Origin of the sequence: Metabacillus arenae (genome assembly GCF_014773385.1) — a bacterium.
GTDB classification, from domain to species: domain Bacteria; phylum Bacillota; class Bacilli; order Bacillales; family Bacillaceae; genus Metabacillus_D; species Metabacillus_D arenae.
In genome coordinates, this window is sequence record NZ_JACXAI010000009.1 from 17,704 (window position 1) to 41,565 (window position 23,862).

Below are 23,862 nucleotides of genomic sequence, written 5' to 3' on the forward strand. Positions count from 1 at the left end.
TTTTTTTAGGTCAACCTTTATTGTCATGAAACACTTTGTCCCGATTGAAAGAGTAAGGATATTTTCTATTTTACAATTTATTGAAATTAGATTATTATCTAATTAGATATTTATCTAATGAGGTGTATTATGCAATTAAGCAGATTAGTTAAATTTCATAAAATGATGGGAGATCCGACTAGAATTAGAATCCTAGCCCTGCTTGCAAAAGGACCTAAGCATGGGCAAGCTCTTGCTGGAATATTGGGACTAACTCCTCCAACTATTACTCATCATTTAAACAAATTAAAAGAATTAGCGATTGTAAGACAAAAACGCGAGAAAAACACTGTTTACTATTATTTGGATGTTGCTGCTTTCCACCACTTGTCGGAAGCAAGTATAGCGGTCATATTTGAAAAGGAGAGTTCGGTTATGAAAGGTTCAAAGGAAATGGAGCATCAAAAAGTGGTATTAAACTATTTAACTAAAGATGGAAAGCTTAAAACCATTCCTTCACAACGGAAGAAAAAGCTAATCATCCTTTTTCATCTTGCCAACGGTCTAGAAGCTGGTAAGAAATATGAGGAAAAAGAAATAAATAAATACATCAAGAACTATCATGAAGACTTTGCAACCATTCGGAGAGAATTTATTATGAATCACATTATGTATAGGGAAAATGGAATCTATGAACTGAACCCTAAAGAAATGTGGTCACAAATTGAGTAAGTATCAATGGTACGAGTGAATTTAAGTGTAATTTTTTTGTTCCCAATTATAAAAACAGATTGAATGATTTGGATGAAGAGCTTTAACTTATGAATGCTATGGTTGGGTTTAGGCTACCCTATTGAACAAAGGATTGGGGAATCTTTTTCCGAATAGTGAGAAACAGCCCCCACTTACTCTCTGGGGGCTAAACAAAAATTCTATGCGTGTGCAAGTTCAGGCATTTGCATGTTAAGAGGCGGAGGAATTAACCAACCTTTTTCTTTATTTATCCGTAATAATCTTACGCCATACTGTGCTTTTGTGGTATGAAATTGACCAAACATCATGCCGATGTCTTCTCTAATTGATTGACCCATAACTTGACTACATGCAACTAATCCAGCCGCTATATCTTTAGTTACAGACGCAGCAATTTCAGGGTCATTAAACCTGGCACCAACAGGAATACTTTCTAATGTTGCTGATGGTCTTTCAGGGGGGGAAGGCGGCAGACCAATACCATTCACTTTTAATAAGTTTTCAACTTGTTCAACCTCTTGCTTCATGGTTCGAATCGTATCTTCAAGAAATTTTTTAAGATCCGTATCGCCAGTATGGTTGATGAATGTTTGATACCCAGCTATATAACCTTTTGTCCCTGATAGATAACTCCAAACCCCAAACACTTCACCGTAGTGCATTGGTTCATTTTGTGGATTGTCACTTAAAATTCCCATAATCGTCCTCCCTAGTTGAAAAATATTCATTGAGCGACCTTCCTTTCTCAGAGTTTGGCCACTTTTTTATATTCTCAAAGAGGGAGTAAAGCTATTCGTCCTTTCTAATGATGGTTGTTAAAGGTATATTTTCTAATTTTAACCTAAGCGTCTTTAAGGAATAGTGTTCAATGAAGCTGGAGACATTACTTATTATGAAAGGAGGTTAAACCATGAAGAAAAAAGTATCTTCTATTTTATGTACATTAACTTTAACTATGATGGCTCTAGGCGTAACTGCCCATGCGGAAGACAATAACAATAATATGAATAGAGCAAATAACAATGATGATGTTATGACTCGGAATGTAACTACAGCTGCAGACGCCAATCAAAATGATACAAATTGGGAATGGCTCGGTTTATTAGGATTAGCAGGTCTGTTTGGTCTTAGAAGAAGAGAAAGAGAAGCTCGTTAATAAAGACATACCATAGAAAGGTATGTCTTTAGTCATAGAAAAAGCTAAATAAAGAATGGAGTTAATTAGAACATTGTTAAAGTCCGTTAAAGTGAAAAAAAGCTAATGACCTACTACATTTAGGTTGTTAGCTTCTATTTGCGAGCGTGGCAGACCACTGCCAGGCAGCAGCCGGCATGAAGAAGGAACTTGCCGGATAGATGACGACCCGGCATACATCGGCTATCAATCGGCATAGGGAGTCCATGGGAACAACACCATGTAATCAGCTATACGAACCGGCGATTATATCTCTGGTGAAGTGATACTTAATGAAACGGGCTCATTTCTGACGAACAATTTTCGATAATGATATTCCCCATTTCACAAAAGCGGGGGAGGAATAAAGTTATTTAAATAGAATTAAAGGACGATTGTTCAGCTTCAAGCAATAGATCGGCAATATGAACAGCACGTACTTTGCCTGTAAGACCTTCACGTTCAATGCCGAGCTTCATTTGCAGCAAACAGCCAGGGTTAGCGGTTACAATTGTCGTCGCTTCCGTTGCTTTAGCTGATTCCATTTTGGTGTCGAGAATTTTCATTGACATTTCCGATTCGACAATATTATAGATGCCAGCTGAACCACAACATCGATCAGCTTCCTTCATTTCACGATATTCTATATGATCAATTGATTTTAAAAGCGTACGAGGTTCAGAGGATGTTTTCATTACGTTCTTTAAATGACACGAATCTTGGTAAGTGATTACTTGTGCTTGTAAACTCAAGTTTCTTTTATGGAACTGTAGATCAACTAGAATACTAGATATATCTTTTAACTTCAGTGAAAACTGTTTGGCACGCTCCGCCCATTCAGGCTCATCTTTAAGAAGATGGTCATAATCCATTAAAAATGCACCGCATCCTCCAGCATTTGTAATAATGTAGTCAATCTGTAAGTCTTCAAATGCTTTTATGTTTCGTTTTGCAAGTTCTTTTGCAGCATTTTTTTCTCCACTGTGTCCATGTAAGGCTCCACAGCACGCTTGTTCTTTCGGAATGACGATTTCACAGCCTGCTAGTTGTAATAGTTTCATTGTAGAGTCATTGGTTTTCATAAACATTGTATCCATTAGACAACCCGAGAAAAAAGCTACACGTTTTTTTATCGTTGATTTAGCAGGAAGATAGGATGGACGATTTTTCATTTCTTTCATCGTCGGAACTTCAGGAAGTACTCTTTCCATCGACGACATGCTCTCAGGGAACATCTTCATCATTCCACTTGATCGTACCATTCTCTGCAGTCCTGAGCGCTGATAGAAACCGATTAAGCCAGTCAATAAACGCATTCGATTTTGATAGGGAAAAAGACCTTCAAATACTGCCCTCCGAATCGTTCTTACAGGTAATGAGTGCTTTTTGTTTTGATTAATAATATCACGCGCTTCTTCAAGTAAATGGCCATAGTTAACACCTGATGGACAAACAGGCTCACATGCTCTGCAACCTAAACACACATTTAGTGAACGTTCAACATCTTCATCAGGTTCTATTACACCATCTACAACTGCTTTCATGACGGCAAGTCTGCCCCTTGGTGAATGAGATTCTTGAAAACCTGAATCGATATAAGTTGGACATGTAGGTAAACAAAAACCGCAGCGCATACAGTTTAGAAGTTCGTCTTCATTCATTCGCTCTTTAAATTGTTGTTGAATGTATTCCCGTTCTTTACCTGTTGTCATTTCGTAACCACCACTCGTTTTCGATCGTCTTTAGCGAACACTTTACCTGGATTCATGATGTTATTCGGATCAAGAGACTCTTTTATTGCCTTCATTGCTGCAATTCCTGCCTCACCAAGCTTCAATTCTAAATAAGGTGCTTTCATGACACCTACACCATGTTCACCAGTAATGGTGCCGCCAAGCTCAATTGCCTTTATAAAAATTTCTTCAAAGGCTTTTTCGACACGTTCAATTTCTTCATGGTTTCGAACATCTGTTAAACATGTTGGATGGAGATTTCCATCACCAGCATGACCAAATGTACAAATAGTAAGCTCATACTTCTCAGCAATCTCATTCGTAGCTTTCACCATTTTCGCTATTTCGGAACGCGGTACGGTTGCATCCTCTAATATGGTTGTAGGTTTTAACCGTGATAAAGCAGAAAGTGCAGACCGTCGTGCTGTACGCAGACCATTTGCCTCTGTTTCAGATCCTGCCACTTTAACAGAAACAGCATTCTCAAGTTTACATATATCTGCCATCTTAGCCATATCGCGTTTCACGACTTCGATCGGACCATCTTGTTCAATAAGAAGAACCGCTTTTACATCTGTTGGTAAGCCAATTTGAGCATGAGCCTCAACAACCTCAAGCGTTGGCTGATCGAGAAACTCTAGTGTGGTTGGAATGATTTTATTAGCAATGATTTTTGAGACGGTTTTAGCAGCTGCTTCAAGGTCTTGATAGAGTGCCAGCATGGTCATCTTTGCTTCCGGAATGGGGATAAGCTTAAGTGTTGCTTCCGTCACAATTCCAAGAGTGCCTTCTGAACCGACAAAAAGCCGGGTTAAATCATAGCCTGCCACATCCTTTGCAAGCTTACCTCCTGTGCGGATGATGTCTCCATTTGCTAATACAATCTCCAAAGCGATCACATAATCCCGTGTTACCCCATATTTAAGTCCGCGTAAGCCCCCGGAATTTTCATTGATGTTGCCGCCGATCGTTGAGATTTTCATTGAGCTTGGGTCAGGCGGGTAAAATAAACCTTTTTCTTCAACTGCATGAATCAAATCTAGTGTTACAACTCCTGGTTGAACTGTGACAGTGAGGTTTTCCTCATCAATTTCTAAAATGGAATTCATATGTTTAAAAAGAAGGACAATTCCGCCTTCTGTTGGACATGTCCCAGCACAAAGATTTGTTCCAGAACCTCTTGGTACAATTGGGATATGATGTTTATTGCAAACCCTTACAATTTCTGCAACTTCATCCTTATTTCTTGGCGCAATCACTGCATCCGGCAAGGATTGAAATTGTGGGGTAGCATCGTATGAATACACAAGTCTGCCGACCTTTGAGTCATCGAAATTTTCCGAACCTACTATATTACAAAGCATTAATTTTACCTCACATGATAGCAAAAAAACCATCCTTTCAAATTAAATCTGTACTCTATTTTTATGATAAAAAAAATAAGTAAATTAAACTATGTATATTCATATGAAATCAATACCGTTTTATTGTAAATTTTTATATAAACATCCAAAAAACCATCTAGGAAAATAGGATGTTATGTTGGAAAAAAACAAGATTAACAGCGGGGTATTTGAAGTACGAAGTATCAAAAATTGACCAGAAAATAATAAGGATAGAGTAAGCATTTGCTTCTCTACCCTTATTTTTAGTTAACAGTACTTGACTCTGTTTTTAATTTGGCAATTTCCTCGGTGAGATTGCCTTGAAGGACTCTTTTTTCTGTGATAATGCCAGTAATATACCTATTAGGAGTGACATCGAACGCTGGATTGTATACTTTCACGTCTTCAGGAGCAATTTTGTGCCCATTTATTGTAATGACTTCCGCTCGGTCACGTTCCTCAATTGGAATTTCTTTTCCTGATTGAATGGTGAAATCAAAGGTCGAAAGTGGAGCAGCCACATAAAATGGGATTTGAAATGCTTTTGCCAAGATAGCGAGATTGAACGTTCCAATTTTATTGGCTGTATCTCCATTTTGAGCAATGCGGTCTGCACCGACAATGATGGCCTTGATTCCTTTTTCCTTAATTGTATGAGCGGCCATATTGTCCGTAATCAATGTAACATCAACATCAGCTTGCATTAATTCCCATGCTGTTAATCGAGCTCCCTGCAGGACTGGTCTTGTTTCACAAGCAAAGACTTTTAATTCTTTTCCCTTTTCTTTTGCTAGATAAAAGGGGGAAAGGGCAGTACCATAACGAGCGGTAGCGATGGAACCTGCATTGCAAATTGTCATAACCTGGTCCCCTTTTTTAAAAAGAGGGAGAGCATTTTCACCGATCTGCCGGCATACTTCCTCATCTTCAATTTGAATTTGAATCGCTTCGTGGATGAGATTTGTTTTTGCCTCGTTGATTGACTTTGCATGCTCTACCCTTTTAACAAGTCTGTCAACAGCCCAAACTAAATTTACGGCTGTTGGTCTTGAATTTGTCAAATAATCACGGGCTTCTTTAAGTCTTATCTGAAAATCTTCTAAAGTTTCGACTGTCAAGGATGAGGTGTGAAGTGCCAAGCCAAAGGCAGCCGTTATCCCGATAGCCGGGGCACCGCGTACTTTCAGCTGCTTGATGGCATCCCATACTTCTTGAAGCTCCTTAAGCTCCAAAAATTCAGTTGTATGAGGGAGCTTCTGTTGATCTAATAGAGAAATATAAGTTTCCTTCCATTCGACTGAACGTGGAATTGTAGATGTAATGGCCATTTTATTTCTCCCCTTTTATGCAGTGTAAGAAGTTTAAGTTGATTAAAGTGTAATTGTGTGAAAGAGAGCTGTTTTTGTCTAGCTGCAGCGCCTAGCCCGCCTGAGGTCACAAGCCCTAGGCTGATCAAGGCGCTTCCGCTTTTCTAACTAGTAACCTTCGTGAAAATTTCGATAATTGCTTTTGTGTTTATAAGAGTTTCCCGCTTCCGAATAAGCTCACTGCCTAATGCCAATGCATTTTCCTTCACAGCAATTCTTTGATTAAATGGAACAATAGAATCAAGGTCTGCTACATGAGCTAAACCGATTGTACGGCGAATGATTTCACAGCCTGCAAAGCCGACTGCATCCTCAAAGGCTTTTTCTAACACGTGGTCCAAATAACCAGGTATGGTTGCATAAGCTTCTATACTATCTTTCTTCCAAGCAAAAGAAAACTCCTCTACAAAAACCTCCCAGGTTTTATGAATATGATTGAATAATTCTATTCGATTTTCTGGTTTTCTAGAAAGGGCATTAAGTAACAGGTTTGCAATAAAGTGACCCAAATCAAATCCGAATGGACCATAAAAAGCAAATTCTGGATCGATAACTTTCGTTTCCGTTCTATTTGCAAAAATACTGCCTGTATGTAAATCCCCATGTACAAGCGTATCTGCCTCAGTCAAAAATTTTCGTTTTAATTTTGCTATTTCTAATTTTAAAGGTGTATCTTCCCAGATTTTCTCTACGGAGGGACGTAATTCTTCTTCAAAATCGTTCGTGTCATAATCAAAAAACGGATCTGTAAATACTAAGTCTTCCGTGATTTTACAAAGCTCTGGGTTCGAAAATTGCTTAACCAGCCTTTTTTTCTCTTGAGGGTCTAAGGCATAATCTGAGGTGTAGAACAAGGTTTTAGCCAAATACCTTCCAATATGCTCTGACAGCAGAGGAAATGATTTGCCTTCAATAAGTCCCCTGCGGGCTATTTGTAATTCAGATAAATCCTCCATTATGGTGATCGCAAAGGTATTATCTGTGTAAAAAACCTTTGGGACAAGATCGGGAACATATTCTGCTTGCTTCATTAATGCACTGCTTTCAATTCGCGCTCGATCTATCGTTAATGGCCAGCTCTCACCGACTACTTTTGCATAAGGCAATGCCTGCTTTACAATCAATCCTTTTTTCGTTAAGGCATCTTGTATGTGAAAGACCAAATTTAAATTTCCATCACCAATTTCCTTCGACGTTAACTGACTTGTTTGATCAAATAAACCGAGTCGCTTTACTAGTTCAATTGACTTGTTTTCTGTTAAAGGTTCATAAATGGATGATATCGCAACAGCCATAGTTTTATTCCTCCTAAAAATAATGTTAGAGGCTTTTCAAGGCTAATAGAAAAGCCTCTTTCTGCTAGGAAAGAGGCTTGAAGATTTGTCTTCTCACCTCTCATCTTCCAGAAAGAAATCTTTCTGCTGGAATTAGCACCGTGCCTTAAAGGTAAACCTTAGCGCTCTTTCTTTTGCGCTCCATCTTTGATGGCATTACGGTCGGTTGCTGTTGGGGTCGACGGGCCTAGTCCCTCTCCCAACTCTCGATAAGAGATTCATATTATTCATTTGTAAAAGATAATGCTAGTAACATGGAACTCTTGCTGAAAGCCGCCAAGTCCAATGGCAAACATAAAAGCCAGTACATCATGTGCATGTAGATTGCTTGCCTAAAATCATAACAGGAATTTTTTCCATTTGTCAATAAGTTTTTTGAGTCAAATGGAAAAGTTAGGCTTGTTTTTAGAAGGCAGCTAGAACTCTCTTCTAAAAGCCGCTTAATAAAGGCAATCGGTGAGTCACTGATTGCTTCAAATTTCACATCACACCCCACACACCAAGGAGAAGAAAAAGGTCTAGGTGGGAATACTATTGTTAAAATGACAAAGGAGTACCAAAACAGCATTTATTATTAATCATACAGCTCTTTTCTCCTGTCATTGAAGATTGGAATTTGTTTGCGGACTTCGATGACTTTATTTAGGTCAATTTCTGCTGTAATCGTTTCAGGTTCTTCTGAGCCTTCAGCGATAATTTCTCCCCAAGGGTCAATGATCATTGAATGACCAGCAAACGCATTCTTCAGATCAGCTCCTGCTCGATTACATGCCACAACATAGCACTGGTTTTCAATTGCTCTAGCAATGAGAAGACTCCTCCAGTGGTACAAACGGGCAAGCGGCCACTCAGCAACTACATAAAGAACTTGTGCTCCCTTCGTGGTATGCGCTCGCAGCCATTCAGGAAATCGAATATCATAGCAAATCATTCCTGCACTCGGAATATTTTCAAGTGTGAACAATCCGGTTTTGTTTCCTCCTTTTAAATACAAATGTTCATCCATAAGCTGAAAAAGATGGGCTTTGCTGTATTCATGAATAAGATGTCCTTCACGGTTGAAAGTGAACATCGTGTTTGTTACATTTTCTTTTACTTTTTTAGCAATGGAGCCCCCAACAAGGTTTACAGAATATTTTTTCGCAAGCTCAGAAAGAAATTTCATGGAGACTGCACCGTTTTCGTCGGCAATTTCATCTAACCTCGTTAAATCATAGCCTGTTGTCCAAAGCTCTGGTAAAACAATGATATCTGGTTTTGACGTAATTACTGTCTTTTCTATTTCCTGGGAAACTTGTTTGAAATTCTTCTCAGGATCTCCAAAAGCAATATTGATCTGCAAACATGATATAGTTAAGTTCATAATGACTACCCCATTTATAAAAATAATCCTTTACATTTTCGTATTAACATTATATGATTTTTGACTAGAATTTCAAGAAATTTTTGAGTAGGTGAAAAAATGAAGCAATTTGAACAATCCGATTTGTTGAAAGCATTACCAAAACAGTTTTTTGCGTCACTTGCACAAAAAGTAAGTTTGAAGGTAGGACAAGGATTTGATGTGATAAACCTTGGGCAAGGTAATCCAGATCAGCCGACACCAGATCATATTGTTCAATCCTTGCAAAAAGCCGTAGAGAATCCGATCTTTCACAAATATTCTCCTTTCAGGGGGCAATCTTTTTTAAAGGAAGCTGTTGCTGAATTTTATTGGCGGGAGTATGGTGTTAAACTTGATCCTGAAAAAGAAGTAGCCGTATTGTTCGGTGGAAAAGCAGGATTAGTTGAAGTTCCGCAATGCTTATTAAATCCTGGAGATTTGGCTTTAGTTCCTGATCCGGGCTATCCTGATTATTGGTCAGGCATTGAGCTTGCTAAAGCGAAAATGCACAGCATGTGTTTGCGATCTGAAAATGAATTCCTTCCAGACTACAATGAAATCCCAGAGGAACGATTGCAGCAAGCAAAATTAATGTTCTTAAACTATCCGAATAATCCGACTGGAGCGGCTGCTACTAGTGATTTTTTTGAAGAAACAATTCGTTTGGCTAAAAAGAACGATATTTGTGTTGTTCATGATTTTGCATATGGTGCAATTGGTTTTGATAAGAAAAAACCAATAAGCTTTTTGCAAGTAGACGGTGCGAAAGAGGTTGGGATAGAGATTTATACGCTCTCAAAAACTTACAATATGGCTGGATGGAGAATCGGATTCGCGGTCGGAAATGAAAGTGTTATTGAAGCCATTAATCTTTTTCAGGATCATATGTATGTCAGTGTATTTAGTGCTATTCAAGAAGCGGCTGCGACTGCGTTGTTAGATTCTCAAAGGTGTGTAGAAGAATTAACTGCTCTTTACGAAGCAAGAAGAAATACGTTATTTAAGGAGCTGGATAAAATTGGCTGGGAAGCGGAGGCTCCAAAAGGATCTTTCTTTGCCTGGCTGCCAGTTCCTGAAGGATTTACTTCTGAGGAATTTGCTGATTTATTGTTCGAAAAAGCCCATGTAGTAGTCGCGCCGGGAATAGGATTTGGGACGCATGGAGAAGGATTTGTAAGAGTCGGTTTACTGACTGATGAGGAAAGAATCCAAGAAGCAGTTGAGAGAATCAGCAAATTAGAAATCTTTAAAAAGGTAGGAAAATGAGTTGACAAGGAAAACAATTGCTGTCATAATCCAAATTGCAATTACATCATCTTTGAAAAAGTGAATAGTTATTTTCTTATCAAGAGCAGGTGGAGGGACTGGCCCGATGATACCCGGCAACCGACTTAACAAGTTAAGCACGGTGCTAAATCTTGCAGCAAAGCTGAGAGATAAGGATTTGTTACATAGATAAAACCTCTTCTCGCTTGGTACGGTGAAGAGGTTTTTTAATTTGATAAGTTTATTATAAGAGACTGCCTGAACAATCGGCGAGTCGCAGATTGCACAAGTCTCATATCCATCCTCAACTTCGGGAAGCTCGTTAACTCTCAAGGTGAAAGCTTGAAAACAGCAATTTTATATTATGAAAAGAAGGTGTTGAAAATGGGCGAAGTCATAGCCACGTATCTAGTACACGACATTAAAAAAAACTTGCAAAAGAAAGCAGAAGGAATTGCGCTGGGACTAACGGTTGGTTCATGGACCGACTTGCCAAAACTCGAACAGGAGCAATTGAAAAAACATAAGGGCAGAGTAATGGAAGTGAAAGAGCTGCCTGAGGATGAAGCTGTAAATGTTTATTTAAAGAAAAGTGTTTCACGAGGACTTATTAAAATCGCTTATCCTGCCGCTAACTACAGCCCTGATTTGCCGGCTATACTTGTTACAGCTTTTGGAAAGCTATCACTTGATGGTGAAGTAAAACTGATCGATTTAGAGTTTTCTGATGATTTAAAAGCAGGCTTCCCTGGTCCGAAATTAGGAATTGAGGGAATAATAAATAAAGTAAAAGTCTTTGACAGGCCTCTTTTAATGAGTATTTTCAAAGGGGTAATAGGCAGAGATTTACCCTACTTAGCAGAGCAGCTTAAACAGCAAGCCTTAGGAGGAGTGGATCTCGTAAAAGATGATGAAATCTTGTTTGAAAATGAATTAACTCCTTTTGAAAAAAGAATCGAAACAGGAAAAGATGTTTTAAAAAGTGTATATGAGGAAACAGGTAAAAGAACACTTTATGCCGTAAATTTAACAGGGAGAACTTTTGATTTAAAGGATAAAGCCAAAAAGGCAGTTGACCTAGGGGCAGATATGCTGCTGTTTAATGTTTTTGCATACGGTTTAGATGTCCTGCAAAGCTTAGCAGAAGACAAAGAGATTCCGATCCCAATTATGGCCCATCCGGCTGTAACAGGGGCATTTACTTCTTCCTCCCTTTTTGGTTTTTCTTCCAGCCTATTACTTGGAAAGCTGGTTCGCTATGCCGGTGCAGATCTTTCGCTTTTTCCTTCACCATATGGAAGCGTAGCATTGGAAAGGGGAGAAGCACTTAAAATTGCTCAATTTAATACGCAAAAAGAAAATGTGAAACAATCTTTTCCTGTTCCATCAGCAGGAATTCATCCTGGACTTGTCCCCCTATTAATTCAAGACTTTGGAATAGAGAGTGTCATTAATGCGGGAGGCGGGATTCATGGTCATCCAAATGGGGCAAAAGGCGGCGGAAATGCGTTCCGGGAAGCAATTGCTGCTGTATTAACGAACGAATCTTTATCCGCTAGAGCAAGCCAGTCAGAGGATTTAAAACTTGCTTTAGACCTATGGGGAGAGCCGGTGGTGGCTAAGTGAAAAATCAGCTCTTTTTCAATAGATTACTGCTTTCCGCACTAACAGATTATTAAATAAGTTCAATCGGTGTGTCCCAGTTTGTTCAGGTATCACATCCCAGCTTAATCGTTGCCTGACTAATGAAGGATATTAACCGGATCACAGGTTACAAAATCAAGCAAATTAATGAGGAGGTGATCGGTTGGAGCTATTTCAGCAAAGATGGAATGAGCTGGCAGCTATAAAAAGGGAGCTTGCTGAACGGGACTGGTTTCCTGCAACAAGCGGGAATCTTGCCATTAAGGTCGATGACGAGCCGGCAACCTTTCTTGTAACGGCAAGCGGTAAGGATAAACGAAAAGAAACAGAGGAGGACTTCTTGCTCGTAAATAGCAAGGGCGAGCCTGCAACGGATACAAAGCTGAAGCCATCAGCTGAAACATTGCTGCACGTTGAAATTTACCAACGGACAAATGCAGGCTGCAGCTTACACGTTCATACTGTAGACAACAATGTTATTTCAGAACTTTATGGTGATATAGGTTCTATTCAGTTCACAGGCCAGGAAATTATCAAAGCATTTGGATTGTGGGAAGAGGATGCAATGATTTCAATTCCTATTATTCCTAATTTTGCACACATCCCCGCCTTGGCAACTGCCTTTAGTGAGCATGTAAAGACAGATGCGGGAGCAGTTCTCATTCGAAATCATGGGATCACTGTTTGGGGCAGAAATGCTTTAGAGGCTAAAAAATATTTAGAGGCTTTTGAATTTTTGTTTTCTTATCATCTTAAACTACGATTGTTCAGGTAGAACGGAAAGTATTAACTGGAGGATCTCTTCGTGAAGTTGTGCCTGTTATCAAATTAGAGTGACTTTTAATAAATTGGGGATTGCTTTTGATCTCACATCAATCAGTTGGAAAGTAGAAAAACCCCTGTTGATGGAGGATTAAAGCACCAACGTTTCGAAAAATAGCTTAAATAAATATGAGGAGGAATAAAAAATGGCAACTATTCGTTTTCAAGAAACAAATAAGAAAATTACAGATCAAAAAGAGGTCGAGCAGTTCCTTTCCGAGCAGGAGGTTATTTATGAACATTGGGACATTGAAAAGCTGCCTTCCCATTTAACAGAAAATTATTCTTTAACAGATGATGAAAAAGACGAAATTCTTGGAACGTTTAAACGAGAAATCGCCGATATCTCTGAGAGAAGAGGGTATAAAGCTCAGGATGTAATCTCCTTATCTGAAAGTACTCCAAATTTGGAAGAGCTATTAAAAAACTTCATGCAAGAGCATCACCATACAGATGATGAGGTTCGTTTTATTGTTAGCGGACACGGCATTTTTGTTATTCAAGGAAAAGATGGAGAGTTTTTCGATGTGGAATTAAATCCTGGAGACCTTATTTCTGTTCCTGAAAACACTAGGCATTATTTCACACTCCAGGAAGACCGTCGTGTGGTCGCAATCAGAATTTTTGTGACAACAGAAGGCTGGGTACCAATTTACGAGGAAGAAAAATCCGAACTATAAATATTGGCAGATAGTTAAGTAACATCTGAGAATTTAAAAAATTTGTAAGGGATAACTTCACGGAGGGGTCTGATTGAATAAAGCCCCTTGTGGTTATCCCTATTTTAATTCATTGTACCCTAGCTGCTTGAAATATTCTTTCAACGGTTCATGCTCTATCATTTTTCAGAATCCACATTAAACGGGAATCATTTGCAATCATATCGGCGCGGGATATTCTAATCATTTTTTCGTTCCCATAGAAAAGGATGATATAATAAAAATATTATTGAGAAGGGAGGAAATAAACTTGGAAACAACATTGGATCAAATACTTAATGAGCTTAAAAAAATGCGTTCTGATATTAGTGGATTAAAAGAGATGCGCTCTGATATTAGTGGGTTAAAAGAAATGCGCTCTGATATTAGTGGATTAAAAGAGATGCGCTCTGATATTAGTGGGTTAAAAGAGATGCGCTCTGATATTAGTAGATTAAAAGAGATGCGTTCTGATATTAGTGGGTTAAAAGAGATGCGCTCTGATATTAATGGATTAAAAGAGATGCAAGCTGCTGATATTAGTGAATTAAAAGGAATGCGTTCTGATATTAATGAGATAAAACAAGGACAAAAAAGACTGGAAGAAGGCCAAGAAAGATTGCAAAAGAATCTAATAGATAGTTTAGGTGCTTACACAGAGAGAATCGTTGATTATGTTGATGATAAAACTGAAGTGTTAAATAAAAGAGTTTTCAAGGCAGAGTCTGAAATAGAAAGTTTAAGTAGACAGTAGGCAGTTAAACCTGACTTTTGCTATTTACACAGGATGTTTTTCTTTAATTCAAAGGAGAGATTTAGTGTTCTAGGTCGTTTTTTCGATACTTTCCCCTGATAATAATCAATCCTCAATTGTAGATATTAACTTTTCCCAGCCTTTCAATTTAACCCTTTTAATATGAAATTTTAGTTATTGTCCCCATTTGAGTGTGACCGTTAATGTACAGCAATCAGTACTTTCTTCTGCAGGAGGTTGAAGGTTAAAAATGATGGCTGATGGTGTATAACGAACTTGAACGGGTACGTTTAAGCCGCCGATCCCCTTAATTAAACGGTCCACTTCAGCTTGATTTCCGCGCTGGGCAGCATCCATGAGCTTATGAGAAAAGGCGGTGTCACCCAGCTTATCTAATAAAAGTTCACCTTGTTTCATTATAACCCTAAATGTTTTCACTGATTGAGAAAATATCGTAATATCCACAGGAGGATATTGACGTAAGGATGAAAATGGGTAGGAATAAACAATTGGATGTTTTTGAAATCGTTGATGTCCATAGTAATTATATCGTGGGTAGTACATAACAAGTCACCTTCTTCCATGAGAATTTATTTCTTATCATCTTATGTGAAAATGCTTGCCTTTGGTGCCATATGAGTTTCACCTAACATCTCAAACTTTCTGATCTCACAAAAAAGGACGACAAAGAAAATCATCTTTGTCGTCCTATGGGCTTTATTTTTCACCAGCCAAAACATCTGCGAATGCTCTCACATATGGTGGGAGATCCGGTGGGCGTCTTGAGGAAATAATATGTTCATCGACGATGACAGCCTCATCATACCAAGCTGCCCCAGCATTTGTCATATCATCCTTTATCCCTGGTGTACTGGTTACTTTTCTACCTTGGAGGATTCCTGCTGAAATTAATACCCAGCCGGCATGGCAAATCTGTCCGATCGGTTTTTTCGCTTGATCCATTTGTCGTACCATTTCCAACACTTCAGGATATCTTCTAAGCTTATCAGGGGCCCATCCGCCTGGAACTAAAATCGCATCATAACCATCTGCTTGAACATCCTGAAAAGATAAGTCAGATTCAGCAGGCACTCCGTACTTTCCCTTGTATGTGACGTTTGCTTTTTCACCAACTAAATGGACTGTTGCGCCTTCTTCTCTTAAACGAAGAACAGGATACCAAAGCTCAAGATCTTCAAAATCCTCACTCACAAGTGCAATCACTTTTTTATCTTTTAAACGCATGTGAACACCTCCAGCTTCAGTATACCATCCACTTCAAGCTAGTCCAAAGCAAACCCTTTTTAGTCAAAAAAAGTCATATGCGGTTTTTCTTGTTTATAATACGCCAGCCGGTCCATTAAAGTTCCAGTATGGAGCTCAAATTTGTGACCATCAGGATCTGTAAAATAGATTGATTTTTTATCTTTTTCATGTCGTTCCCTGTTTCTTAAAATATGTACATCGTTGGCTTGTAAATGCTCAAGCCACCTGCCATAATCCTCTTCGCTAATCGAAAAGGCAAGGTGGGTATAGGAAGCATGGATTTCAGACCTAGGGATATCAGGCTCTTCATTTAATGCAAGCCACAAACCATCTAAGTCAAAATAGGCTGTCGAGTTTCCTTTTACAAGCAGTTTTGCTTTCAAAACCTTTTCATAAAATAATATAGATTGAGATAAACTAGAAACTGAGAATAATAGATGGTTCACACCATTTAGCTTCATAGTCATCACCTTTTGGATTATATTATTGACTAGACTTAGTATATAAAATAAGGATGAAAACTTTTGAATCATTAATTCTCAACAAATATCGGTAAAAAATAGGTCCTGGTCATCTCACAATATCTTCAAACCAGAAAGAATAGGCTGCAATCCGATACCAGTGCAAATAATCAGGTTACGGTGCAATTATCCGGATAACGGTGCAAAAAATCGGATGACGGTGCAAATATCCAAGTAACGGTGCAAAAAATCAGATAACGGTATAATAATCACAATAACAGGACAATTATCCCATCATAACCATACAATTCGTTTCAGGTGCACTAATTTTTTTGTTAAACAATGGACAGCCAATCATTTTTTAGACTCTTCTTCCATATCAACTGTTATCGTCTTACTTTGCTGCTGTTTCCATTCATCAAATTTATTTAGATCTTTTTTTATTTGATTGGCTACAAAAGCTAGGACTGCTGCATCATCTAATATACCAAGTCCAATTAAAAAATCAGGTACAAGGTCTATAGGAGTTACAAAATAGATAAGGGCAGCTACAATGATGACAACCGATTTCTTCGGGAAGTGGGGATATTCTCCGGATTTCCAAGCTTTGATTGCTTCAACAAACGTCCTTAAAGTTCTCCAGCTGCCTTTCAATTCTCCTTCCTTTTCATTTCCTTTCGCTTCAGATTGTTTTAGTAATGAGTTTGTTTTCTTTTTACTATTCAAAAATCTTTTTGCTTTCGGTTCAATCGCTTTGATAATATTTGAAAACATATGATCACCTCTTCTATTATGAAATATCCTTTTTTAGAAAGTTTAAACAAGGAATAAAAAGGGAATTGATAACTAACTTTTGATAAAAAATTGTCACATTCTCACTATAAAAAATTGTCTAATTTTGCGTTTCTATTTACAAATTTAGTATAATCTGTAATAATGCACAAGTACGCTATTAATACCTGAATCGATTTTATTTTAAAAAAAGAGGTGAATGCGTATGGAAAAAGAACAATTAATGACAATAATAAATGAAAAAAGAAAGCTGATGATGGAATCTGCTGAAACACACGGTCTAACAAGCTCAGAGGTTGTCAGGTGCAGTCAAGACCTGGACAAGCTTTTAAATAAATACCAACAATTACTTTTAGAAGAAGAGCAAAGAGTTTATGGACCCTTTCAAGAGTTCGTAACAAAGATGAAAAGCTGGACCTTTAAAGACAAGTATGTGTTAAATGCAGAAAAATAATAAAGGCTGGCTCGGCATGGATTTTAATCTTGCCCACGAGTCAACCTTTTTTTTATTGATGAATAGTTCTTATCTCCAAGAATTAAAGCCTAACAAATCGCTCTCTCTTTACCTATTAAAATGCTTCTATGAGAAGTATCATAAATAAAATCCCGACAATAAATGAATAAGTAGCATTTCTCTCATTGCCATCTCCATGGCTCTCGGGAATTAATTCTTTATAAATAATAAAAAGCATGGCCCCTGCTGCGAAAGCTAATCCGTAGGGGACGAGCGTCCCAATAAATGTTGTTAAGTAATAGCCAAGAAGACCAGCTACAATTTCAATTGCACCAGTTAGTGTGGCTATCAAAAATGATTTCCATTTTTGAATGGTTTGATTCATTAAAAAGAGGGCAACAAGAAAACCTTCAGGAGCATTTTGCAGCCCGATGGCAAAAGCAATAAGATTGCCGGTATCTGATTGATCAAGGGAATAACTGACCCCAACTGACAGTCCTTCTGGTATGTTATGAAGCGTAATTGCTGCTATAATAAGTAATGCTTTTTCATCAAAAGGCAAGCCTGTCTTAGAATGCTTTAGATCAATGTGGGGTATTGATTTTTCTAAAGTTGTTAAGGTAAGCACACCCAACAATAATCCGATTGATAATTGGATCATTCCGCCATTATTCAATGATTCAGGAATCAAGCCCGTCATGGCTGCAGTCATCATAATGCCTGCTGTAAAAGCAAGTAAAATGTCTCTCCATCTATGAGTGATGGTTTTTTCCATAAAGAGAATTGGAAGGGCCCCGAGCCCAGTTGCCAAAGCTGATAATGTTGTTCCAAGGAAGACCTCGTTCATACTCCACCTCTTACATTCCTTTGAAGTTAAAGATTCATTTTAGTTAAACATTTTAATAATGCTATATCTCCTGCTGTTCACTAATGGCATTATTATAGCGGAAATAATGAATTAAGTATATGAGATCGGTTTGTAATATTCCCTATTATCATTATGTCGGTACAAATTTAACTGTGCCCAAAAAATCCTTTTCCAAGCTAATGATGACCAAAATGTCGAAATATTAACTTTGAATAGAGGACTGGTCGAAACTTCTGTTTCAGCTGAATCTTTACCATTTTTGAAATTTCTGATAAATTTGATATAAGACAATTTTTCGACATTCAGGGGAGGATGCAGAATGAATTACCGTAAACTAGGAAGGTCTGGTTTAAGAGTGAGTGAAATTAGCTTAGGAAGCTGGTTAACCTTTGGAAAAACGGTTGATGAACAAGATGCAACCGCTATCATACATAAAGCTTATGACTTGGGTATTAACTTTTTTGACTGTGCGAATGTTTATGCAGCTGGAGAAGCAGAAAAAGTTCTTTCTAAAGCTTTGCGTGACTTTGCAAGAGAATCATATGTGATTACAACAAAAGCATTTTGGCCGATGGGTGAAGGCCCAAATGATAAGGGGTTATCTCGTAAGCATATTATGGATCAGGTTCATGGAAGCCTACAGAGGATGGACTTGGACTATATTGATATTTTTTATTGTCACCGTTATGACCGCGATACACCTCTTGAAGAAACTCTTCGCGCAATAGATGACTGTATTCGCCAAGGGAAAATTTTATATGTAGGTGTCAGTGAATGGACGGCTGCCCAAATTCAGGAAGCTGTCAACATTTCAGACAAGTATTTATTAGACAGAATTATTGTCAATCAGCCCCAATACAATATGTTTCATCGAGAGATTGAGGATGAGATTATTCCGGTATGCGAAAAGATTGGGATATCTCAGGTTGCATGGTCCCCATTACAACAAGGTGTTCTAACTGGAAAATATCGAGGAGGCAACATACCGCAAGGAAGCAGGGCTTCAAAGGAGGAAGTAAATTCCTGGGTTAAAAAAATTATCAATGACATCGTCACTCGAAAAGTAGACCTTTTAGATGGAATCGCAAAAGAGCACGGATTAACTCTTGCTCAGCTGGCGCTGGCATGGATATTAAGACAGCATAATATTGCAAGTACTCTTGTAGGTGCCTCCTTGCCTGAACAGGTAGAAGAAAACGCAAAAGCTTCAACGGTTACGCTGACTCTTGAAACATTAGAAAGAATTGAGGAAGTCCTGGCTATTTAGGGGACCCCTAAATTGAATGTTCGTTATAAATGAAAAATTAAAGCTGACCAATTTTGGTCAGCTTTTCGCAAATTGATTTTAATGGGAACAAGGTAACTCAATTATCATCGTTGTCCCTTTGTCAACCATGCTTTCAATTTGAATGGAACCATTATAGTGTGCAAGAATTCTTTTACAAACAACCAGGCCTAAGCCTGTCCCTGTTTCTTTCATTGTAAAGAAAGGATCGAAAATTTTATCCTGAATCGCTTCAGGAATCCCCTTCCCGTTATCAATAATCTTTATGACAGCAGCAGTACTCTCAAGGCAGGTAACAATTTTTAAGTTACCTCCTGAATGGGTAGCTTCCAGCGCATTTTTAGCAAGGTTTAAAACAACCTGTTTAATATGATCTTTATTACAAGTAACAACGATCTCTTGTTCGTTTCTAACAAACTGAAATTCTATTTGATGAAGTTTCGCTTCAGATGTAATGATGGGGACAAGCTCTTCAATAATCCTATTCAAGTCGTAATCTTTTTGAATTTCAGCTGTTGGTTTACCCAAAACCATAAATTCACTTACAATTTGATTGATCCGCTGAATTTCCGTTTCAATAATAGAAAAATAAAATTGATCCTGCTCATTTTTGTATTTTTCCTTCAATATTTGAATAAAACCACTGATCCCAGTTAAAGGATTCCGGATCTCATGTGCTGTACTTGCAGCAAGGGTGCCAACCAATTCGAGCTTTTGCGCATCATTTTGCAATCGTTCTAATCTTGCAAATCTCTTAAGTCGCAAATATTGAATGAGTGTATAAACGATCGATAAACCTGCAAAGGCTGTAAAGAGAGGAAGAGCAGAATTTTTGAGGACTTCAGCAGACCTCACCCTCTCAGGTTTAGCTTCAATGACCCAATTGATTTCATCTAAGTGTATTTCCACCGGCTCCAAAGGCGACGATTCATTTTTTTCTCCGCTGGTAAGAACTACACTTTGATCTTCATTTTTTACTGTCATTTTTACAGAAGGGTTTAATACATTCATTATGTTTTGAAGATAATCAATTCGTATGGCAGCTAGCAGCATGTGCTGGTTAGAATCCTGTTCATTTGTAATTGGAGTACAGATTGTTAACACATCATGTCCTGAAATTGGACCATAAAAAGGACCGGAAACAACCGTGCTTTTGGTTGAAAGAACGTTTTTTAAGGAACTTTTACTACCTATATCAATTGGATATTGAATTAATTGAGATCCGCTTTTAAATAAACCATTTCTATCTGTGTAATAAATTCCTGAAAATCTTGGTTCTTTTCGCTTTGTTTCGATTAAATATTTTTGAATTGTATCAAGACTCTTTTCTTCTGTCAGGGCAGTAGCCATTGTTTCAAGTCGGGCTTTCGTTTGGCTAATCAATTGATCAATCTGCTGTTTATGAATTGTAGCCATAAAATGGACTTCTTCCCGATGCTTCTTTTCTATTGAATCTTCATTGATTTTGATAATGCTTGCTGAAATGATGATAAATGGCACGATCACAAAACAAACATAATGAAGAGCTTTTTTAAAAACCTTGGAATGAATCAATTTTCATCTCTCCGTTAAGCATATATGGAACTAATTATAGCACCAATTATAAGGTGAGTGTATGACAATAAGAAGGCTGTTTTTGTACACTTTTATTTGCTGTCACCAAATAATAAAGTCAAGAGTCGTTTTGTCTAAAAGCAAGTTTGACGACTTATCAATTTCCTTTATTATGAAAGGTAAAGTATTTCCCTTTTTATTCTGACTAAAGATATTGATTTGTGTTAGTTTATAGGTAAAGAAGTATATAAAGGGGAACAATCTAATGGAAAAAGTAGACTTAACGATTATTGAAACAAGTGATATCCATGGTAACGTTTATCCACATTCATACAGCAATCATGAAAGTCTGCCCTTAGGCTTAGCAAGAATTTCTACATATATTAAACAAGAAAGATCCAAAAAAGAAAATTTATTGTTAATTGATAATGGAGATCTAATCCAAGGAACCCCACTAACCTACCATTATGTAAAAAAACTAAGTGAGCAAAAAAATCCAATGATTAAATTGCTGAATGCCTTAAGCTTCGACGCAGCTATCGTCGGTAATCATGAATTTAATTATGGAAAGGACATTCTCATAAAAGCAGTAGATGAATCGAATTTCCCTTGGCTTTCTGCAAATATTTTAAATCAAGACACGAATGAACCTTTTTTTGGAAATTCATACATCATAAAGAGTTTTGCTGGAGTAAAGGTTGCGATATTAGGGGCAACAACACACTACATTCCTAATTGGGAAGAGCCAGAGCATATTAAAGGAATCCACTTTGAGGACGCTTTAGAAACAATTAAAAAGTGGGTAAGGGAAATTAGAGAGGTCGAGAAGCCTGATATCCTGTTAGTTTCTTATCACGGCGGGTTTGAGCGGGATATTGTAACTGGAGAAGAAACGGAAGCTCCAACAGGAGAAAATCAAGCATACCGGATTTGTAAAGAAGTAGGAGAGATTGATATCCTGTTAACAGGGCATCAGCATAGGCAAATAGCTTCAGAGCTGAATGGAGTTTTAATCTTACAACCTGGGTTCAACGGACAAGCTGTCGGCAAAATAGAATTGACGTTATCACAGCAAGAACATACTATGAAATGGAAGATCGATCGTTCCTCTGTAAAGGTGGATCCACTTGATACCTATGAAATAGATCATGAAATTCTCGAGTGTGTAAATGAATATGAAGAAGCGGCACAAGCATGGCTTGATCAGCCAATTGGCCATATTCAAGGGGACATGGAAATACATGATCCATTTAGTCTCCGCCTGGAGGACAATCCCCTGATTGAGTTCATAAACAAGGTTCAAATGGAAGCTGCTGGTGTAGATATATCAAATACAGCTCTATTTCATAATCATTCACCAGGCTTTAAAGAGAGTGTAACAATAAGGGATATTGTTTCAAATTACATATATCCGAACACGCTGAAAGTGATTCGGTTAAAAGGCCATGATATTAAAGGAGCTCTAGAACGCTCTGCCACGTATTTTACGTTGACAGAAGAAGGAGAAATAAAGGTTAATCCCACTTTCTCTTCACCAAAGCCGCAGCATTACAATTATGATATGTGGGAAGGGATCGATTATATTCTGGATATCTCACAACCTGTAGGAGAAAGAGTAGTTAAATTGGTTTATAAAGGAATGCCGATGAATCTTCATAAAGAATATGATGTTGTTATGAATAACTATAGAGCTGGCGGGGGCGGAGAGTATACGATGTTTAAAGGGAAACCAGTAATCAAGGATATTCCGCTTGATATGTCAGAGCTCATTGCAAATTATCTGCTTGAATTTAAAACTTTTAAAGCAACAGTCAACCATAATTGGAAAGTCATTTGGTGATGTTTGATGGAGTTATTCCAGTAATCTGAAAAGAGGAGGTGGAACAATTTTGCGTTTTAATCTATCCACCTCCCTAATTTCTTCAAAACTTGACATACACTTATTATTTGCTATATTATTTATTTAGAATTCAAGATATTTTTCACTCGAAGGATTGATTACCGTGAGCAATAAACAAAGTGAGCAGTCTTTAAAATTTTTTATTGTGCTTTCAAGAGCCTTTCGTGCCATTAATGATTTGGTCAATAAACAGATTCACACATTTGGGTTGAATCCTACAGAATTTGCTGTTCTTGAGCTTTTATATCATAAAGGAGATCAGCCTTTACAGCAAATCGGCGGAAAAATCCTGCTTGCCAGCGGGAGTATAACATATGTAGTTGACAAGCTTGAACAAAAAAACCTTCTCGCTCGTAAAGCATGTGAGAAAGATCGCCGTGTCACATATGCTCATATTACTGAGGATGGCAAACAACTCATCGAAGAAATTTTTCCAACTCATGAAGAGAGAATTAATGAAATTATCAGCATTCTTTCTGAAGAAGAAAAGCAATCAGCCATTGAGCTGATTAAAAAAGTAGGATACCATGCAAACGATTTGGCCAAATAGCTTTCACAAAGTGTGAAGGCTATTTTATCAGTTAAGAAAGTTTAAGTTAATTAAAGTATTAACGTGTTAATGAATGTTATCATTGTCCAGCTCCGAGCGCCATCGGCTCGAGGTCACAAGTCAATCCGTCAAGAAGGTTAAAGAACAACCTTCTTGACGGATTGACTTGTGCTTGTCGCCGATAGGCGGGCGCTCTGCGCTTTTCGTTCTTTACTAAAAATTTTGCACATGAGAGTTTTTAAGGGTGGCTAACCCAATTTAAGAGTTAGCCACCCTTGTGTTTTCTAAAATATACTATCAAAGCTCATTTTTTTCGTTACTCGGAAGGGGTCATTTATGTTCATTTTTAAAATGTCCGAAAATATAGGCATACTAGTGATTCCGCATTGTTCAGCAACAGTGGAAATCTTCTCGTTGCAGCTGCTTAAAAGATCTTTTG

Annotated in this window: 23 protein-coding genes and 2 riboswitches; of the genes, 11 read left to right on the top strand and 12 right to left on the bottom strand. The window is 37.8% G+C overall.

All coding sequences use genetic code 11. The features are described 5' to 3' along the window. The first annotated feature begins 129 nt into the window (after positions 1 to 129). Positions 130 to 711, top strand: a complete 582-nt coding sequence (locus IC621_RS08955) for a DUF2087 domain-containing protein (protein WP_191157906.1) — start codon at positions 130 to 132, stop codon at positions 709 to 711. A 200-nt stretch (positions 712 to 911) separates the two neighbouring features. Here the strand turns inward: IC621_RS08955 and IC621_RS08960 are convergent, their stop codons facing one another. Further along, positions 912 to 1,430 carry a DUF3231 family protein gene (locus IC621_RS08960; protein ID WP_224752422.1) on the bottom strand — a complete coding sequence of 173 codons (519 nt, stop codon included), beginning with the start codon at positions 1,428 to 1,430 and terminating at the stop codon, positions 912 to 914. 212 nt (positions 1,431 to 1,642) lie between these two features. On the opposite strand from IC621_RS08960, the gene IC621_RS08965 reads away from it, so the two are divergent. Then, a complete protein-coding gene (locus IC621_RS08965) occupies positions 1,643 to 1,888 on the top strand; it encodes a WGxxGxxG family protein (RefSeq protein ID WP_191157910.1) in 246 nt (81 codons plus the stop codon). Between the two features lie 392 nt (positions 1,889 to 2,280). On the opposite strand, the gene IC621_RS08970 is transcribed toward IC621_RS08965, so the two are convergent. The 5 genes from IC621_RS08970 to IC621_RS08990 all read right to left on the bottom strand — a co-directional run bounded on the left by IC621_RS08970 (position 2,281) and on the right by IC621_RS08990 (position 9,088). Continuing rightward, positions 2,281 to 3,618, bottom strand: a complete 1,338-nt coding sequence (locus IC621_RS08970) for a (Fe-S)-binding protein (RefSeq protein WP_191157912.1) — start codon at positions 3,616 to 3,618, stop codon at positions 2,281 to 2,283. Next, positions 3,615 to 5,003, bottom strand: a complete 1,389-nt coding sequence (glcD, locus tag IC621_RS08975; protein WP_396652997.1) for a glycolate oxidase subunit GlcD — start codon at positions 5,001 to 5,003, stop codon at positions 3,615 to 3,617. Before glcD ends, IC621_RS08970 begins: the two co-directional genes overlap by 4 nt. Before the next feature lie 284 nt (positions 5,004 to 5,287). After that, entirely contained in the window at positions 5,288 to 6,352 is a 1,065-nt protein-coding gene (gene mtnA, locus IC621_RS08980) for an S-methyl-5-thioribose-1-phosphate isomerase (RefSeq protein ID WP_191157916.1), read from the bottom strand. Positions 6,353 to 6,495: 143 nt separating this feature from the next. Next, positions 6,496 to 7,686, bottom strand: a complete 1,191-nt coding sequence (gene mtnK, locus IC621_RS08985) for an S-methyl-5-thioribose kinase (RefSeq protein WP_191157918.1) — start codon at positions 7,684 to 7,686, stop codon at positions 6,496 to 6,498. A 97-nt stretch (positions 7,687 to 7,783) separates the two neighbouring features. Then, positions 7,784 to 7,941: riboswitch (SAM riboswitch) on the bottom strand. Positions 7,942 to 8,299: 358 nt separating this feature from the next. Further along, positions 8,300 to 9,088, bottom strand: coding sequence for a carbon-nitrogen family hydrolase (locus IC621_RS08990; RefSeq protein WP_191157920.1), 789 nt, complete (start codon positions 9,086 to 9,088; stop codon positions 8,300 to 8,302). A 99-nt stretch (positions 9,089 to 9,187) separates the two neighbouring features. On the opposite strand from IC621_RS08990, the gene IC621_RS08995 reads away from it, so the two are divergent. The 5 genes from IC621_RS08995 to IC621_RS26415 all read left to right on the top strand — a co-directional run bounded on the left by IC621_RS08995 (position 9,188) and on the right by IC621_RS26415 (position 14,293). Continuing rightward, the gene (locus IC621_RS08995; RefSeq protein WP_191157922.1) at positions 9,188 to 10,375 is read left to right on the top strand and encodes a pyridoxal phosphate-dependent aminotransferase; all 1,188 of its coding nucleotides are present in this window, start codon (positions 9,188 to 9,190) and stop codon (positions 10,373 to 10,375) included. A 73-nt stretch (positions 10,376 to 10,448) separates the two neighbouring features. Next, positions 10,449 to 10,552: riboswitch (SAM riboswitch) on the top strand. A 207-nt stretch (positions 10,553 to 10,759) separates the two neighbouring features. Further along, positions 10,760 to 12,001: a 2,3-diketo-5-methylthiopentyl-1-phosphate enolase gene (mtnW, locus tag IC621_RS09000; protein ID WP_191157924.1), complete on the top strand. Its 1,242-nt coding sequence runs from the start codon at positions 10,760 to 10,762 to the stop codon at positions 11,999 to 12,001. Between the two features lie 181 nt (positions 12,002 to 12,182). After that, positions 12,183 to 12,794, top strand: coding sequence for a methylthioribulose 1-phosphate dehydratase (locus tag IC621_RS09005; RefSeq protein WP_191157926.1), 612 nt, complete (start codon positions 12,183 to 12,185; stop codon positions 12,792 to 12,794). Positions 12,795 to 12,987: 193 nt separating this feature from the next. Beyond that, positions 12,988 to 13,521, top strand: a complete 534-nt coding sequence (locus IC621_RS09010; protein WP_191157928.1) for a 1,2-dihydroxy-3-keto-5-methylthiopentene dioxygenase — start codon at positions 12,988 to 12,990, stop codon at positions 13,519 to 13,521. A 289-nt stretch (positions 13,522 to 13,810) separates the two neighbouring features. Further along, a complete protein-coding gene (locus IC621_RS26415; protein WP_224752423.1) occupies positions 13,811 to 14,293 on the top strand; it encodes a hypothetical protein in 483 nt (160 codons plus the stop codon). A 174-nt stretch (positions 14,294 to 14,467) separates the two neighbouring features. On the opposite strand, the gene IC621_RS09020 is transcribed toward IC621_RS26415, so the two are convergent. The 4 genes from IC621_RS09020 to IC621_RS09035 all read right to left on the bottom strand — a co-directional run bounded on the left by IC621_RS09020 (position 14,468) and on the right by IC621_RS09035 (position 16,794). Then, positions 14,468 to 14,857, bottom strand: a complete 390-nt coding sequence (locus IC621_RS09020; protein WP_191157930.1) for a hypothetical protein — start codon at positions 14,855 to 14,857, stop codon at positions 14,468 to 14,470. Positions 14,858 to 15,010: 153 nt separating this feature from the next. Further along, complete coding sequence (locus IC621_RS09025) at positions 15,011 to 15,538, bottom strand: type 1 glutamine amidotransferase domain-containing protein (protein ID WP_191157932.1); 528 nt, start codon at positions 15,536 to 15,538, stop codon at positions 15,011 to 15,013. Between the two features lie 59 nt (positions 15,539 to 15,597). Next, positions 15,598 to 16,020: a metallothiol transferase FosB gene (fosB, locus tag IC621_RS09030; RefSeq protein ID WP_191157934.1), complete on the bottom strand. Its 423-nt coding sequence runs from the start codon at positions 16,018 to 16,020 to the stop codon at positions 15,598 to 15,600. Positions 16,021 to 16,374: 354 nt separating this feature from the next. Then, on the bottom strand, positions 16,375 to 16,794 hold the full coding sequence (locus tag IC621_RS09035) for a YkvA family protein (protein ID WP_191157936.1): 420 nt from the start codon (positions 16,792 to 16,794) through the stop codon (positions 16,375 to 16,377). A gap of 223 nt (positions 16,795 to 17,017) precedes the next feature. Here IC621_RS09035 and IC621_RS09040 point away from each other — a divergent pair, with 223 nt between their 5' ends. Further along, entirely contained in the window at positions 17,018 to 17,266 is a 249-nt protein-coding gene (locus tag IC621_RS09040; protein WP_191157938.1) for an aspartyl-phosphate phosphatase Spo0E family protein, read from the top strand. A 115-nt stretch (positions 17,267 to 17,381) separates the two neighbouring features. Here the strand turns inward: IC621_RS09040 and IC621_RS09045 are convergent, their stop codons facing one another. After that, the gene (locus IC621_RS09045) at positions 17,382 to 18,113 is read right to left on the bottom strand and encodes a ZIP family metal transporter (RefSeq protein WP_191157940.1); all 732 of its coding nucleotides are present in this window, start codon (positions 18,111 to 18,113) and stop codon (positions 17,382 to 17,384) included. 340 nt (positions 18,114 to 18,453) lie between these two features. Here IC621_RS09045 and IC621_RS09050 point away from each other — a divergent pair, with 340 nt between their 5' ends. Continuing rightward, positions 18,454 to 19,401, top strand: coding sequence for an aldo/keto reductase family protein (locus IC621_RS09050; RefSeq protein WP_191157942.1), 948 nt, complete (start codon positions 18,454 to 18,456; stop codon positions 19,399 to 19,401). 78 nt (positions 19,402 to 19,479) lie between these two features. Here the strand turns inward: IC621_RS09050 and IC621_RS09055 are convergent, their stop codons facing one another. Further along, positions 19,480 to 20,973: a PAS domain-containing sensor histidine kinase gene (locus IC621_RS09055; protein WP_191157944.1), complete on the bottom strand. Its 1,494-nt coding sequence runs from the start codon at positions 20,971 to 20,973 to the stop codon at positions 19,480 to 19,482. Between the two features lie 265 nt (positions 20,974 to 21,238). Here IC621_RS09055 and IC621_RS09060 point away from each other — a divergent pair, with 265 nt between their 5' ends. Together IC621_RS09060 and IC621_RS09065 are read left to right on the top strand one after the other, a co-directional pair. Beyond that, entirely contained in the window at positions 21,239 to 22,813 is a 1,575-nt protein-coding gene (locus IC621_RS09060; protein ID WP_191157946.1) for a bifunctional metallophosphatase/5'-nucleotidase, read from the top strand. Between the two features lie 163 nt (positions 22,814 to 22,976). Continuing rightward, positions 22,977 to 23,423, top strand: a complete 447-nt coding sequence (locus IC621_RS09065) for a MarR family winged helix-turn-helix transcriptional regulator (protein WP_191157948.1) — start codon at positions 22,977 to 22,979, stop codon at positions 23,421 to 23,423. Positions 23,424 to 23,862: the final 439 nt, after the last annotated feature.

Excerpts from the sequence above, each read along its gene's own strand:
- IC621_RS08965 (WP_191157910.1), top strand. The coding sequence starts at position 1,643 with ATGAAGAAAAAAGTATCTTCTATTTTATGTACATTAACTTTAACTATG.
- IC621_RS09020 (WP_191157930.1), bottom strand. The coding sequence starts at position 14,857 with ATGTACTACCCACGATATAATTACTATGGACATCAACGATTTCAAAAA.
- IC621_RS09045 (WP_191157940.1), bottom strand. The coding sequence starts at position 18,113 with ATGAACGAGGTCTTCCTTGGAACAACATTATCAGCTTTGGCAACTGGG.
- mtnW (WP_191157924.1), top strand. The coding sequence starts at position 10,760 with ATGGGCGAAGTCATAGCCACGTATCTAGTACACGACATTAAAAAAAAC.
- mtnA (WP_191157916.1), bottom strand. The coding sequence starts at position 6,352 with ATGGCCATTACATCTACAATTCCACGTTCAGTCGAATGGAAGGAAACT.
- IC621_RS09035 (WP_191157936.1), bottom strand. The coding sequence starts at position 16,794 with ATGTTTTCAAATATTATCAAAGCGATTGAACCGAAAGCAAAAAGATTT.
- mtnK (WP_191157918.1), bottom strand. The coding sequence starts at position 7,686 with ATGGCTGTTGCGATATCATCCATTTATGAACCTTTAACAGAAAACAAG.
- IC621_RS08955 (WP_191157906.1), top strand. The coding sequence starts at position 130 with ATGCAATTAAGCAGATTAGTTAAATTTCATAAAATGATGGGAGATCCG.
- fosB (WP_191157934.1), bottom strand. The coding sequence starts at position 16,020 with ATGAAGCTAAATGGTGTGAACCATCTATTATTCTCAGTTTCTAGTTTA.
- IC621_RS09050 (WP_191157942.1), top strand. The coding sequence starts at position 18,454 with ATGAATTACCGTAAACTAGGAAGGTCTGGTTTAAGAGTGAGTGAAATT.
- IC621_RS09060 (WP_191157946.1), top strand. The coding sequence starts at position 21,239 with ATGGAAAAAGTAGACTTAACGATTATTGAAACAAGTGATATCCATGGT.
- glcD (WP_396652997.1), bottom strand. The coding sequence starts at position 5,003 with ATGCTTTGTAATATAGTAGGTTCGGAAAATTTCGATGACTCAAAGGTC.
- IC621_RS09010 (WP_191157928.1), top strand. The coding sequence starts at position 12,988 with ATGGCAACTATTCGTTTTCAAGAAACAAATAAGAAAATTACAGATCAA.
- IC621_RS08990 (WP_191157920.1), bottom strand. The coding sequence starts at position 9,088 with ATGAACTTAACTATATCATGTTTGCAGATCAATATTGCTTTTGGAGAT.
- IC621_RS08970 (WP_191157912.1), bottom strand. The coding sequence starts at position 3,618 with ATGACAACAGGTAAAGAACGGGAATACATTCAACAACAATTTAAAGAG.
- IC621_RS08960 (WP_224752422.1), bottom strand. The coding sequence starts at position 1,430 with ATGGGAATTTTAAGTGACAATCCACAAAATGAACCAATGCACTACGGT.
- IC621_RS09040 (WP_191157938.1), top strand. The coding sequence starts at position 17,018 with ATGGAAAAAGAACAATTAATGACAATAATAAATGAAAAAAGAAAGCTG.
- IC621_RS09025 (WP_191157932.1), bottom strand. The coding sequence starts at position 15,538 with ATGCGTTTAAAAGATAAAAAAGTGATTGCACTTGTGAGTGAGGATTTT.
- IC621_RS08995 (WP_191157922.1), top strand. The coding sequence starts at position 9,188 with ATGAAGCAATTTGAACAATCCGATTTGTTGAAAGCATTACCAAAACAG.